We start from the raw sequence: 14,098 nt of genomic DNA, 5'->3' as shown, positions 1-14,098 counted from the left end.
CTCCCCAATATTATTATTTGTTCCATTCAGCCTACTTATCATTCTGCGGGGGGGGGGGATTCCGTTTGTCTTTTGCCACTTCCCTTATTGATTCCCTTCCTTTTCTTGCCGTTCTTTCTTTTTTTATCGTCACTCATTGACTTCACCCCGGAATTGAAATTGGAGTCACGGTAGCGAACGTCAAACCACATTTGTTTCCGGGTTATCCACTATATACGCCATACCGAAGTACATCAGCTGCCTGCGAAGATTCTCACGCATCGGATCTATTGGAACCCAGCCAGGCACATCTTCATGTTCTAAACCATCTGGTTCCCATTTTAATTGCATGTGTACCGGGATGTCAGGATTGGCCCGATAGGTCACATAGTTGAGGTATTTACTGAAGGACTTAAAATACTTTCTTAGCCCATCATCCTGATACCATTCATCGAAAAGGTCCTCAATGAACCTCTCGACTTCTTCTATCTGGGGGATGCCGCCCATTGATGTACCAAGCATTCCGATGATACGCAGACATTGTGCCCAGCTGAGCACCCTATAGGTAGAGTCGGAACCACCGTTGCGGTAAAATGCAATCCAGAGCATCCGATTCTGAGACCAGAAGGCCTTCAGTTGGATAGCCAACTGGAACTCCTCAGGCACCATACCGTCATCCGCATGGCGCTGCAGATGCGTAAGGATCGCACCATAGCCTCTGGTATTGAGCACCTCGGCGAGCGCGTGTAGATAGCCATCGTCCCAATGGTTCTTCCGGATAAACTCGGCCGCTCGCTGGCAGGCCCTGAGGTACTGGCTGATACGCCTAGTTCCATCCTGAGCCGGTCCTTCGTCCAGGAGTGCCTCATCCAGCAACTCCTGGTCGGTCAGGCCATACTCGAATTCATTCCCCACTTCCTCGGTGAAGCCTTCGAAATCCTCTAACGACTCTGCGCCCTGCGCAAAGTCTCCCAAGGAGTCATGATCGTAAACATCATCTTCGAAGAAAGCAGTTAAACTGTAATCGTCATGATCTTCGTAGAGGTAATCCGTCGATTCCTGAACGTCTTCCTGCTTAAGGTTAGCCAGGCGGAATCGGCCGGCTTCCGACGAGAGTCGAGTGGCTACCGACGACTGCTCCGCAAGCACATGCTCAGGTGAGGCATTGCATTGGTTCGTCGGGACTACCAGGCCACCCTCACTTTCCTCCAAGTCTCCTGCCACGGAAGGCTTTGGATCTTCTTCAGAAGGTACTGGTAAACGGGCTTCCCCCCAATCAGCAGCAGCTTCATCTGGACAGGAAACCTCTGTGGTATTCTCGTTGCACTTAACAGAAATGGATACATCCTGATGGCTCGACTGGCTGTCAAAGTCGGTGCGGAATGATACTTGGGTGCTAACAGTTATGCTCAAGTCAGGATCACCTGTCAAGGTGCTATTATTTTTCTTTCTCTGTGCATTCATTTCTTTTACAGGCAACGTTGTATCAGCTTCGATGCCATAGGGTTCTTGCGTTGTTCGAGGCGGAAGGCAGTGACCCGTATCGGCATCCTTGTTTGATAGAAATATCTTATGGCCGATGCGCGACGGTCTTTGGAAAGAGGATCTTGCATGGCTCTTTTTAAGCGACAAGCGTTGCCTCCTGCGCCCCAGCCCTGATCCATCGGACTGGGATGGAGGCTCACAGAACACATGTCCTGGTACTTTATAGGGGGATTGTGGTACCTCCCCAGGATCAGGGATAGAACATTCCGTGGGGGTGTTTATCTCCTCATTTACGCAGCCTTTGTCTTGGATGATCTCGAACCAGCGCTGTTCTTCTTCGGGGAAGTCCTTCTCCGTTTCATGATCATGGACAGGAGGTGATTGCTCGGCATGCGACCCCAGAGCCAGGGTCTCGTCAACTGTTGCAGGTACTTCGACTGTTTCATCAACATCGGACAAGGCCTCCCCTATGTCAGGTTTCTGCTCGAAAAAAGCTAATCTTGCTATTTCCGAATAATGGGTCTCAGCGTTGCCCTCCTCGTAGATCCATGTGTCGTCTGCGAGAGTTTCCATGGACTGTAGCTCTTCCTCATGGAATTTCTCTTCGGACTCATGATCTCCAGAAGTAAGTTCTGAGTCTCTACTTTGGCCGGACGCATCGTCTTCTCTATCCTCCACTGGCTCTGACCGTAGATCCTCTTCTTTACCGCTTCGCAGCACCCTCCTGAACAGATCAAGCAACCCCATAACATGCCTCGTGGACCATCTTCGTACGGGAAGCACTCTCATTTCTCGGACCACTACCGATAGCAGCCCTTATCACTTGAAAAATCGATAGGTTAGTTCCCTGGTTGCACATTACTCGCGCTCCTTCCTGACAGTAGTTTCAGGATCAATAATGCAAACTGCCTTCCCGTCTCCTCATCTTCCAGAAGCGGCATGCTGAGCTTCTCGTGGTCGCTGAGGGCATCGAGCACGGCGTCGGTGACCTTCTTCGGGAAGAGGCCGTGCATCACCTGGTCTTCGCTGTGGTTGCGCACCTGGGCCATCACCGACTCGTCGCGCTCGATGCGGTCGGCGATGCCGTTGGCGAAGTGCAGCTTGTCGTCGTCGCTGACCTCAGCGCCGTAGAGGTCGTTGAGGCGGTCGATGATCTCGGCCAGACGTTTCTTCTCGGGGTCGTGGGGCTTGCCTGAACCCACTTCGCTGACCGGGGTGAGGCCGTAGTCGCCCTCGGCTTCCTCAAGGCGCAGGCGCTTCTCCTCGCGCTTGGTGAGACGGTAGTGGGTCAGCTCCAGCTCGCTGACGTCGATGCTCTCCTCCTCCAGCAACCGGTCGGTGCGCAGCAGCGGGTGCAGATGGCGGGCGAAGACACACAGCTGCTCCAGCTCAGGGTCATCGAAGGTGACGATCTGGCTAAGGAACTCGTAGGTACGCACAAAGCTCTGCAGGTTCTTGCGGAAAAGGTCGAGCTCGTCGCGGGTGGTGCCAGCGTCCTTTAGCTCCTGCTCGGCGCGTTTCAGGCCCTTGTCGTCACCATTCTGCTCGGCGGCCTGGCGAGCCTCTTTCCAGACCTGGAGCTGCTCCAGGGCCAGCTGGTAGCGCTGCTTGAAGCGATCCTGGGCGGGGCGGCAATAGTAGCTGAGGCTGGAGGCCGGCGCCTTGGGGTCAAAGAAGACCTTGGCGAAGGCTTCCACCTCAGGCCAGTGATAGATTCCACTGGCGTCCAGGCCGCGCTGCAGGTCATAGACCACGTTGGGATCAGAAACGTCGGCCAGCTCGGCCTTGCGGTAATAAGGCGCGAAGGCGTCAAGGATTTCCTGCTCGTCGTTGAAGAAGTCGAGGATGAAGGTCTGCTTACCGGGAAACAGCCGGTTGAGCCGTGAGAGGGTCTGCACGCAGTCCACATCACGCAGCTTCTTGTCGACGTACATGGCGCACAGCTTGGGCTGATCGAAGCCGGTCTGGAACTTGTTGGCGGCGATCATCACGTTGTAGTCGTCGGTGTCGAACGCCTCAGCCAGATCGCGGCCCTTGAGCCCGGGATTGAGCAGCTTGCTGGTCTCGGTGACCTCTTCGGGGATCTCCTCATCCGGTGGCACGCTACTGGAGAAGGCGACCATAGGGTGAACGTCGGCGTAGCCCTTCGCCACAATGTAGCGGCGCATGGCTAGCTGGTAGCGCACCGCTTCCTGGCGACTAGCGGTGACCACCATTGCCTTGGCCTGGCCATCGAGCAGGTGGCGGACGTTCTCGCGATAGTGCTCGACGATGACCTCAACACGCTGTGCAATGTTGTAGGGATGCAGACGCACCCACTTGGCCAGGGTCCGTGAGGCCTTCTTGGAATCGACTTCCTCGTCTTCCCCCTCGGGATGGGCGAGCTTCCAGGCGGTGCCGTAGGTGACATAGTTACGCAGCACGTCGAGGATAAAGCCCTCCTCGATGGCTTGGCGCATGGAGTAGAGGTGGAACGGCTCGGGCTTATTGTCGGCGCAAGCCGGTAGATCGGGGTCCGGCAAACGGCCGAACAGCTCAAGGGTCTTGGCCTTGGGGGTGGCCGTGAAAGCGTAGTAGCTGATGCGCTCGCTGGGGCGGCGTGAGGCCACGGCAGCATCCAGCATGTCCTCTGCACTGATTTCTCCTGACTCCTCCCCGTTGGCCGCTCCTGCGGCCGCCAGCAGGGCCTTGAGCTTGCTGGCCGAGCTGCCTGTCTGCGAGGAGTGGGCCTCGTCGGCGATCACAGCGTAATGGCCCTCAGCGAGCTGAGGGCGCTTGTCCAGGGCGTCAAATAGCGCCGGGAAGGTCTGGATAGTGACGATGATGATGCGGGTGTTGCTGGCCAGCGCCTCGGCGAGCTGCTCTGACTTGCTCTTGCTGCCAACGTCACGGGTGATGGGGCGCACCACGCCGTGGGCATGCTCGAACTGATAGATGGTGTCCTGCAGCTGGCTGTCGAGTACCGTGCGGTCGGTGACGACGATCACCGAGTTGAACAGCTTCTTCCCGTCCTCGGCGTAAAGGTTAGCCAGCTGGTGTGCGACCCAGGCGATGGAATTGGACTTACCGGAACCAGCACTGTGCTGCACCAGGTAGCGGTGCCCCGGCCCCTCAGCTAGGGTGACCTGCACCAGTCGATTGACCACCTCCCACTGGTGGTAGCGGGGGAAGATCAGTGTCTCTTTGGTGGTGCGCCGGCCGTGGAAGTCTTCGCTGGTCTTCTTCTCCAGGTGCAGGAAGCGACCGAGCACCTTCAGCCAGGCATCCGGCGCGAACACCTCCTCCCACAGGTAGGCGGTGGCGTAGCTCTGCTCGTCTTTCGCGGGCGGATTGCCGGCACCGCCCTCCACCGTGCCGCGGTTGAAGGGCAGAAAGTAGGTATCCTTGCCGGCCAGCTTCGTGGTCATGGCCACCTCGGCCTGACTCACCGCGAAATGCACCAGGGCGCCGCGCTTGAAGCTCAGCAGCGGCTCGGGCTTGCGGGTGACGGGGTCCTTTATCGGGCGGTCCTGGCGATACTGACGCTTGGCGTTCTCCACCGTCTGCTTGAACTGACTCTTGAGCTCTAGGGTGGCGGTGGGGATACCGTTGACGAACAGCACCAGGTCCAGCCGTGGGTTGTAGTTCTGGCCGGCGCTCTCGCCCCCATTGCCCTTCTCGCGCGCGTGCGGCGAGTAGGATACCTCCGGCACCACCCGCAGGCGGTTGGCGCGGTAGCGGGCCAGCGAATCCGGATTCATGCCGTGATCAGGCTGGAAACTGCAGAGGTCGAACTTCACCCCCGGTACCTTGAAGCCGTGACGCAGCACCTCCAGGGTGCCGGCCTGCTCCAGCTCGCGGACCACTTTCTGCACAAACACCTTTTCCGGTGCCTGAGGGTTGGACTTGCAGAACTTTTTCCAGCGCTCGGGCCAGGCATCGCGTACGTAGCCGAGCAGATCTTCGGTATAGAGCGCCGTGGCGCGCTCAAAGCCGCTGGCTGTGCCAGCCTTCCAGCCGTGAGCCGTCATGGCGTCGATGATGTCCTGCTGGAAGCGAGCTTCCCTGCTGTCCGCCATATTGTCCCCTGCGCTTGGCGTGATTATGCACAACAGCCTAGCGCGTCAGGGATATTTGGAGAAGGCTACTTAAGACAATGCATTGCCCTGAGAGGGTAGTCTTGCCAGTTTTCAGGGAAGGCCATTTCGGCCACTTGAATCGCTTGGCGGTTGATTTGGCCGATGGCCGTTCACGACGATGATGAAATACTCGCTCTAGATGCCGCCGCACGGTATGGCAAAAAGCAACATTCCTAGATCTGCTTCCGTGAAAGGAGTAGGAGCGTACGCGATGATAGCTGGACACAGCGAACGAGGTGGTTTACTGGCTCTAGATCGATGGTGATCTCCTGCAGATTTAGTTATTTCTCTGAAAGTGGCGCTCTGTGGAGCGATTCCACGCGCATTTGTAAACTGCACTTCGCCACCGGCCACCAGCCACCAGAACAAAACTGATGGTGCTTCAGCTAAGCGTCTCGATCAGCTCCGGATCATCCGCTTCCGGCTTGTTGACCCGGCTGCTTCTCGGCCAATGGGTCAGCTGGTCGTAGGGCAGCATCGGGGTTCAACGGATCGCCGTCATCGTCCCGGGGTACCGCCGAAATTCAGGTGCCTGGTGTGACGTTGTCGCGGGACGTCAGCTCACCTTCGGACAGTAGCAGCTTTAGAGCGCGCTCCAGACTGGGGAAGTCGCTGGATAGGGCGTAGCGGCCGCACATAGTCTTGGAGCCTCCGTGATAGGAAGCGCTGAAAGCAGCCACAAGCACGTTCGTTTGGGTTGCCAGCAGCAGACCTCATGCCTATCATATGGACATGGATTGGGAATGCCCGATCGGCAAGGGGCCTCGGCGAATGCGTCGGGGCCTTTTGTTTTCAAGGATATACCTTCAGGCCCCACCCCTGGATCCGACCCGCCCGACTACGCCGGAATTTGCCATTCAAAATGTCGTAGGCTCGATTGGGTTGGCCCGGGTTCAATAGGTGCCGGCCTATGGGGCGTGCAACCATGTCAGCTAGCTGCAAGCCAGCCGAATTCACTTTCTTGCTGGCCATGACGATGTCCAAAGTTTCTGCAAGCCCCTCCATTCGTGATCGATCTTTTATGCGTCGAAATTCAAGCTCCAAAGCCTGATCCTCTTGCAGCCCTCTCTGCTCGAAAACCACATGCGTCAACTGACCACTCTGGCCAAGGGCTTACAGCTCCATGAAAACACGCTCCAGCCCAAACTCCATCGCCACATGATATGGATTACCATCGACCCCATGTCGCGCGGAAAACTCATTTTTCATGATGCAGCTTGCCACCAGGATAAAAGGGGAGTTTTCAATAATGTCAGTAAGATCGGACAGAAAGTCACGCCTGACATTAGGGTTTAGAAGTATATCAAATGGCTTTCTTGACTTACGAATCTCAGCCTCATGCAAAACGACCATATCATGGCCAAAGTAACGAAACTTCAGCTCCTGTATTTTTGGAACAATCTGAGTGAGATAGTCACGCTTATGGATGATACAGAAGGCGAGGACAAAAACGGGGTAATCAGGGTTAATGTTCTTTAGACCATGATCTCCGCTTTCATCGACGTAAACAATATATTCTCCAAAATCCCCCATTCCCATCCTCAACCCTTTTCCTATTCACCTGCTTCATTGACCGCAGCACTCACCTGCAGATCCTGCCATTCGCCGTAGGTCATGCCGCTACCCTCGGCTTTCCAGGAGATGCGGCCATTAGCGCTGCGTCCAGAGACCACCGCAGCGGCAGCGCTGGGGCTGCTGAAGCTCTGGTCCTCGTTGAAGTTCCGCGTGCCATCGCTTTCCACCAGCACTCCATCCTCGCAGAGCTGATTATAGAGGCTCTGGTAACCTCGCTCGGTACCAACCCAACTGCCCCGGGCCAGGGAACCCTTGAAGACGTAGAACTCGCCGTCGATCTCCTGCCCGGTGGCACGGATACCGTGGCGCGGCACTTCCAGGGTGAAGCGCGGTGAGGTCTCGGGCTCGGTTGCTGGAGCCGACTCAGCAGGACGCGAGGGGTGCGACGACTCACGCAGGAAGTCTAGGCCCAGCACCGGCAACACGGTGCGTATCTGCTCCATAAAAAACGCCATGTCGGCACGGTCCGACTCGGGCAGGTTGATGTACTCGTGGGCGGTGCCGTTGATCAGCTTGCAGCGGCCGACCTGGCCGGCGCTCTGGATCAGCAGGCTCTCCAGGTACTTCACGTGGGCCTTGGTGAGGTTCTGGTCCTTGCTGGTGACCAGGCAGACCTTCTCCCAGAAGTCCTTGCCGCCCTTCTCCTCCGGGCGATTGTGCTGCTTGAGGCGAGTGCCGACGTCGTCGCTCTCACCGATGTAGACCAGCGGGCGCAAGCTGTTCTCGGGGTCCGGGCCGACCAAGAAGTAGATGCCGGTGCGACCGCACTCGGGGCGTTGCACCAGCTCGCTCAACTTGCTGCGCGGCCCGGTGAGCACGTGGCCGGTCCAGTTCATGATCTCGGCGGTGAGCAGGCCGTTGGGCGTGCCGTCCACCAGAAAGAGCCGGATGCTGCGTCCCTGCGTCATACCATCTCCGTTTGTGTGGCCTCAGTGAATGCCGTTGAGCCCTCAGGCGGCTGCCAGCCACGCACGTCGATCTTGCCGGTGACGGCGGCGGAGATCAGGGCGGAGCGGCGCTCTTGGAGCAACTTGATCCCCAGCTCGCCCTCCTTCATCAGGGCATCGAGGCGGGCGGTCTCGTGATCGAGAAAAGCAGCGATAGCTTGCTGCTCTTGCTCAGGAGGTCCGGGGTGCCAAATTGCTCCAAACTCATCTTGTCCCAAATTTTGCATGCTGGAACTGGTGCCTGCACAAGCAATCTTCACTTGATCTCTGTAGGCAGGCGAGCGAGTAAAATAGTAGAAATATTTCGGAATACACTCTCTACGAAGCGACACTTTCCATAGTCGATCCGGAAGGAAAATTCCGGTTGGAGCCTCGACCACTAACCCTGCTGACCCGACCAAATCAGGAGTATTCATCCTACTAACAATCAGTGTGCCTGCTTGTATCGGGCAGGAGACTCGCCCCAGATCTTCTTGATTGACAGTCTTGTTTTCCCGCCAATCAAACCAACCTTTATAAACACAACTGGTCTTCAAAATCCCCAGCTCCCCTTCGGCAGCAGGAACATCAGCCGCGTTGACGCTTGTACCCGATTGAACCGATGCAATAGCTCGCTTAAGCGGGGTTACCTCCCAATGCGCCGGCACTTCCCCCAGCCACTCGACACCGGAGTCCTTCATCGGCACATCCGGATCCAGCCCCTTGGTGACGGCATGAGAAATCACCGCCTGGCGCTTCTCCTGGAGCAGCTCGATCAGGCGCTGCTGCTCTTCCACTAAGGCGTCGATACGAGCGGTTTCGTGGTCGAGGAAGGTGGCGATGGCTTGTTGCTCTGCCATAAGAGGGGAAGGGTGCCAAATAGCTCCAAATTCATCCTGCCCCAGGTTCTGCATGCTGGAACTGGTTCCAGCACAAGCAATCCTCACCTGATCTCTGTAAGCAGGTGTGCGCGTAAAGTAATGATAGTATTTCAGGCTGCAGCTTTCCTGCATCGACACCTGCCATAGCCTATCTGGCAAAAAAATACCAGCCGGGGCTTCGATAACTAGACCAGCTGATCCGACCAAATCAGGCGTGTTCATTCTACTGACAATCAATGTGTTTTCACGCACTGGGCAAGAGACTCGCCCCAGATCCTCCCGATTAACGGTCTTATTTTCTCGCCAATCAAACCATCCTTTATAAACACAGCTGGTCTTCAGAACTCCTAGTTCGCCTTGAGCTGCAGGCATATCAGCCGCGTTAACGCTTGTCCCCGACTCGACTGATGCAATAGCCCGCTTGAGCGGCTTGACTACCCAATGCGCCGGCACTTCCCCCAGCCATTCGACGCCGGAGTCCTTGTATTCTGGATACTTCGGAAACGTCATGCCGATAGCTCCTCGATCATCTGCTTGATCCGGTCGGTGCAGGCCTTGAGGTCGGCGTCGATCTCCTCCAGCGGGCGCGGCGGGGTGAACCGGTAGAAGTGCCGGTTAAAGGGGATCTCGAAGCCGACGATACCAATACGGCCATCCAGCGGGTCGCGCTTGTCCTCGTCGATCCAGGCGTCGGGGACGTGGGGTTTCACCTCGCGCTCGAAGTAGTCGAACACCGACTCGTCGAGCGGCACGTTCTCGTTATCGCGTAGCCCCGTGTCGGGCTCGGGGTTACCCTTCTTGTCCAGGCATATGTCTGCCTTCGGGTCGCGCTCGGAGAGCGCATTGAGGATCGCCTTCTGCAATGGGGCGCCGACCTTCATGCCCTCCGGCAGGTGTTGCTTGAGCGCGGCCTTTAGTGCCTTGGTAAAGACCTCACGATTGGTCCAGAGCTGCTCCGGGTCCAGGGTCGCGCAGGCGGCCTTGATCGCCTCGCGCTCGGCATCAATGAGCTTCTGAATCGGCTTCTCGTCGTCGAGCTTGGCCAGGCGCTCGGGACTTGCCTGAAAGTTGAGGCGTAGCGGACGCTCCACGGTAATGCGCCGGTAGCCAAAGGCCTCCACCGGGAAAAGCTTGCTCTCCTCATTTTCCTGGTTGGCGCCGTAGAGACACACGATCTCGTCGATGTCGCGGTCGGCAACGAACTGGCGCTTGCTGCCCAGCGACTTGCGCATCTTGCTGGCCCGGCCGGTGGCGTTGATCAGCTGCACCTGGCCCCGGCGCTCGGCAGGCTTGTTGTTCGAAAGGATCCACACGTAGGTGGCAATGCCGGTGTTGTAGAACATATCGGTGGGCAGGCCGACGATCGCCTCCACCAGGTCGTGCTGCAGCAGGTAGCGGCGGATCTCGGACTCCCCGCTGCCGGCACCGCCGGTGAACAGCGGCGAGCCATTGAGGATGATACCGATACGCGAGCCCCCATCCTGCCGGGCGCGCATCTTGCTCACCAGGTGCATCAGAAATAGCAGCGAGCCGTCGGAGACCCGCGGCAGGCCAGGGCCGAAGCGGCCCTCATAACCTTTCTGGTTGTGCTCGTCGGTGATTGCCTTCTGGACCTTCTTCCACTCCACCCCGAACGGCGGGTTGGAGAGCATGAAGTCAAAGTGCTCGGCGGGCAGCTGGTCGTCGGAGAGAGTGTTGCCGAGCTTGATCTGCTCCACCGCCTGACCCTTGATCAGCATATCGGCCTTGCAGATGGCGTAGGACTCGGGGTTGAGCTCCTGGCCGTGCAGCGAGACGGTCACGTCCTGGCTGACCTGCTGGATGTACTCGTCGCTCTCGGAGAGGAAGCCGCCGGTGCCTGCGGTGGGATCGTACACGGTGACAATGCCGTGGGGGCTCAGCTTGCCCTCCTGGCCGGTCAGCACCAGGGAGGTGGTCAGGTGGACGATGTCCCGCGGGGTGAAGTGCTCCCCCGCCGTCTCGTTGGAGCTCTCGGCGAACTTGCGGATCAGCTCCTCGAACACCAGGCCCATGCCGTAATTGGTGAGGCGCTGCGGGCTCATGTCGATGGAGGCGAAGCGCTGCACCACCTGGTAGAGCAGGTTGCTGGCCGAGAGCTGCTGGACGAAGCCCTCGAACTCGAAGTGCTCGAAGATCTCCCTGGCGTGCTGACTGAACGACTGCACGTAGCTCATCAGGTCGTCGGCGGTCTGGGTATCGGAGAGCGTGCCCAGAGTCAGCGGCGAGGCGTTGAAGAAGGGCTGCTCCGCGGCGCGCAGCAGCAGCTTCTCGCGCACCGCCTCGGGCTTGGCCTGGTGGGCGTAGGCGGCGTCGAGCACCTCGGCCTTGGTGGGCTCCAGTACGCACTCAAGGCGCCGCAGCAGGGTGAAGGGCAGGATGATACGGCCGTACTGGGACTGCTTGAAATCGCCGCGCAGCAGGTCTGCCACGGACCAGATAAAGGCTGCCCGCTGAGAGTGACTCTCCGTATTCACGATGCTTCCCCACGTTTTGTGCAATTGAGAACTTGTCGGGGAGCATCATACACGGGAGGCAGGGCTTCCAGCAGTCTAGCCTTCAGGCGTAACCACAGTGTGATTGACTAGATCACCCTCGGAGCTTGCATCACTCATCGGGCCCTTAATGAAGCAACCCGACTGACCTTTCCCCCAGGGACCGCCACCGACATCAACACTTTCAAAACTTTCAAATCCCAACGTCGCTTTCAGCGACGGATCATGTCTCCGGTGTCATGAAAATTGGAAGTGCTTGAGGTTATCGGTATCCGAGGCTTGGACTATCTCTATAAATGGTTCAGCACCGACAGGCAGGGTAAGTAGACTCGCGTCATCTCGCAGGCGGTGCAGTGGCTCGCCTGCTTCCAGGTGCTCGAGCCAGTAGCCATCGGTGCCAAGCAGCACCATTTGACCCAGCTTCAGCGAGAACGCTAGGTGTTCAGGAGCTCTGAAACGCCTGGCGTTCAGGCACCGGGTTAGCTGGTGCTCACGCCGTTCGTGCTCTTCTCTTGAGCGTGGGGATGGAAGGCCAGACTCATAAGCCAGCAGGTGCGGTGTGGTCAGCCATCGTGTCTTGGTCTGCCCTTGTAGGCCTACCCGGCAATCACCACAGTGCCAGATCGGTGCTACCAGCGTCTCATGATCAAGGCTGACCATGCAGTAACTGGCGATATCACGAAGGAAGCCGTTGCGGAGAGAGGCCTGCTCCTCTCCGAGACGAGCATGTACCACCGCTTGTGAGCAAGCCGTTACCTCGGCGAGCGCTTGAAGCCCAGCATCCGCCCAATGACGCGCCAGCTCAGCGCCTCGGGGACCTTTTTCTGCGCCGTCGACCAGTACCGCCAGAAGATGATGGCGTTGCTGCCCCACTGCCGCAGCATCGCTGTTGCAGCTGCGCTCGCGGCCTTGTCTGCTGAACCAGTTTGCCAGCATCAGCCGCGCTCCCCGGCCAGGACCTCCAGGCGCTCGAAGAGCAGCGCTTCGCGGTTAGGGTCTCCGGCCGCACTCTGCACGGCATATCCGAAGAGATCATTGCCGAGAAGTTTGCTGAGCTCATCTGCGATATAGGTCCGAAGGACGCTGTCGGCAGCTCTCACCTCATCAAGTAGCTCGGGGCGGCCATCCACGAGATTGAGGATGTCCTCGATGTCGTGGCTCGATAAAGGATCGTCCTCACCCCGCCCCTTGTAGGCTTCAAGCTTGGTGGCAACGAAAAGCGGTGGTGCGACCACGCGGATGGAAAGCCCCCCACCTAACGAGACGGGCTGTGCCGTTTCCAGTGCCTGGGGATACCAGTGATTGCTGAAGCCGAGCACGTCGTCATGGTCCGGCATCAGATCGACGCGCAACTCCCCCAGCTTCATGGCGCAGATTGGCATATCCTCATCTAGAGAGGAGGGCTCATTGAATCCCTTCGCCTTCAGCGCTTGCTTGAAGCGCTGCAGGTCGACATAGCTCATGACGCTAATGATCAGATCCACGTCATCGGTACTGCGCACCTGCTCTCGAGTGAACGCATCGGTTAGTAGTAGCCCGGTCGTACAGCCCCCGACGAAAGCTACCTGATCGCGCAGTTCATCCCCGAGGGCCTCGGCCACCTGGCGCAACATGGCACGCTGATCGTCAAACAAGCTCATCGCTTACTCCAGATACTCAGCCAGCCGCTCCGCAGCGACCTTGCTCTCGCGGGGATGACCCAGCCGAATGGCATCGACCAGAGCCAACATGGCATACAACTCTCGATCGCGACGCACCGCATAGGGCACACTCTTGAACAACGGCTCAACAGCCTGGCCTTTGCTTTTGCCCCGGGCGTCTGGCCATACCATCGGCAACTCACCTGAGCTATATAACTGGCCTTCCAGCGCTGGCGCGGCAAAGGTCGTCGCAATGCCGCGGGTAATTTCCCCGGGCTTGGCCGGGAACACGTAGCGCACGCCATGCATGATGAAGTTGAACAGAGCTCGGGCGTTGGCGCGCGGCACGCCGGTTCGGTGATCCTTGCGAATCAGACCTACCTCCAGACATCGCTGAAGGGCAAGGCTAACCTGACTTTTGCTGATGCCGGTTTCCTCGGCCAAGGCCCGCACGCTGTAGCGTGCCTGCAACTGGTCGTCCTCGAGTCCAGGCAAGCTCTCGCGCACCCCGTCAATGTCATCGAGCGCCCAGTCCCTCCAGTCATCTGGGAGCGCCTTCTCTCCCTTGCCAGTGTGAGTATCGGGGCCACGGCCGTCCTTACGCCTCAGGGCCACCAGCTTCAAAAGCAGACCAATATCTTGACTTTTCATAGTGTCACCACCGCTCCTGTCCCACGTCCTAGGACACGGGACAGGCTCGATGAATCACTACCGAACTGTCAAGGAAAATCGTCCACTACAGAGGGATTCGCTTGTAAACCAAGATGGCGTCTGCAAGCTCGAGCGAATCCACCTCCGATAGCTCTACATGTCGCTCCTGCATGGTTGCGACTAAGCCACTGGCTTCGCAACAGGCCCCACCCTCAGGTTCGCCCGACCGATCATCCTGGCACACTCATCCAGGGCGTCAGGCGCAGAGTATGAACCCTGGCTGGCCGGAAGGCCCCGGTACCCGATACGAGTAAAGCGAATATCGCGATG

The 14,098-nt window shown here is 58.1% G+C and carries 8 protein-coding genes and 1 pseudogene; all 9 read right to left on the bottom strand.

Annotation, left to right across the window (positions count from 1 at the left end; all coding sequences use genetic code 11):
• Nucleotides 1-180 precede the first annotated feature (180 nt).
• On the bottom strand, nt 181-2,211 hold the full coding sequence (locus C9F12_RS22480; protein ID WP_162816400.1) for a hypothetical protein: 2,031 nt from the start codon (nt 2,209-2,211) through the stop codon (nt 181-183).
• 92 nt (nt 2,212-2,303) lie between these two features.
• The gene (locus tag C9F12_RS06325; protein ID WP_108448329.1) at nt 2,304-5,522 is read right to left on the bottom strand and encodes a DEAD/DEAH box helicase family protein; all 3,219 of its coding nucleotides are present in this window, start codon (nt 5,520-5,522) and stop codon (nt 2,304-2,306) included.
• Between the two features lie 852 nt (nt 5,523-6,374).
• Nucleotides 6,375-7,115 (bottom strand): annotated as a pseudogene (locus tag C9F12_RS23085) (DUF3800 domain-containing protein).
• Between the two features lie 20 nt (nt 7,116-7,135).
• Nucleotides 7,136-8,065, bottom strand: coding sequence for a GIY-YIG nuclease family protein (locus C9F12_RS06315; protein WP_108448328.1), 930 nt, complete (start codon nt 8,063-8,065; stop codon nt 7,136-7,138).
• Nucleotides 8,062-9,474 carry a restriction endonuclease subunit S gene (locus tag C9F12_RS06310; protein ID WP_108448327.1) on the bottom strand — a complete coding sequence of 471 codons (1,413 nt, stop codon included), beginning with the start codon at nt 9,472-9,474 and terminating at the stop codon, nt 8,062-8,064. Before C9F12_RS06310 ends, C9F12_RS06315 begins: the two co-directional genes overlap by 4 nt.
• Entirely contained in the window at nt 9,471-11,459 is a 1,989-nt protein-coding gene (locus C9F12_RS06305; RefSeq protein WP_108448326.1) for a class I SAM-dependent DNA methyltransferase, read from the bottom strand. Before C9F12_RS06305 ends, C9F12_RS06310 begins: the two co-directional genes overlap by 4 nt.
• Nucleotides 11,460-11,714: 255 nt before the next feature.
• Nucleotides 11,715-12,413, bottom strand: a complete 699-nt coding sequence (locus C9F12_RS06300; protein WP_108448325.1) for a protein phosphatase 2C domain-containing protein — start codon at nt 12,411-12,413, stop codon at nt 11,715-11,717.
• Nucleotides 12,413-13,117, bottom strand: a complete 705-nt coding sequence (locus C9F12_RS06295; RefSeq protein WP_108448324.1) for a hypothetical protein — start codon at nt 13,115-13,117, stop codon at nt 12,413-12,415. The genes C9F12_RS06300 and C9F12_RS06295 overlap by 1 nt, the downstream gene beginning before the upstream one ends.
• 3 nt (nt 13,118-13,120) lie before the next feature.
• Nucleotides 13,121-13,768: a helix-turn-helix domain-containing protein gene (locus tag C9F12_RS06290; RefSeq protein WP_108448323.1), complete on the bottom strand. Its 648-nt coding sequence runs from the start codon at nt 13,766-13,768 to the stop codon at nt 13,121-13,123.
• Between the last annotated feature and the right edge of the window lie 330 nt (nt 13,769-14,098).

It is taken from the genome of Halomonas sp. BN3-1 (assembly GCF_003056325.1).
Lineage (GTDB): Bacteria > Pseudomonadota > Gammaproteobacteria > Pseudomonadales > Halomonadaceae > Halomonas > Halomonas litopenaei.
Note: the sequence above shows the minus strand (reverse complement) of the source record. Positions and strands in the feature narration are given on the sequence as shown.

Bases quoted from the DNA above. Each gene is read 5' to 3' on its own strand.
- C9F12_RS22480 (WP_162816400.1), bottom strand. From the start codon at position 2,211: ATGGGGTTGCTTGATCTGTTCAGGAGGGTGCTGCGAAGCGGTAAAGAA.
- C9F12_RS06325 (WP_108448329.1), bottom strand. From the start codon at position 5,522: ATGGCGGACAGCAGGGAAGCTCGCTTCCAGCAGGACATCATCGACGCC.
- C9F12_RS06315 (WP_108448328.1), bottom strand. From the start codon at position 8,065: ATGACGCAGGGACGCAGCATCCGGCTCTTTCTGGTGGACGGCACGCCC.
- C9F12_RS06310 (WP_108448327.1), bottom strand. From the start codon at position 9,474: ATGACGTTTCCGAAGTATCCAGAATACAAGGACTCCGGCGTCGAATGG.
- C9F12_RS06300 (WP_108448325.1), bottom strand. From the start codon at position 12,413: ATGCTGGCAAACTGGTTCAGCAGACAAGGCCGCGAGCGCAGCTGCAAC.
- C9F12_RS06295 (WP_108448324.1), bottom strand. From the start codon at position 13,117: ATGAGCTTGTTTGACGATCAGCGTGCCATGTTGCGCCAGGTGGCCGAG.
- C9F12_RS06290 (WP_108448323.1), bottom strand. From the start codon at position 13,768: ATGAAAAGTCAAGATATTGGTCTGCTTTTGAAGCTGGTGGCCCTGAGG.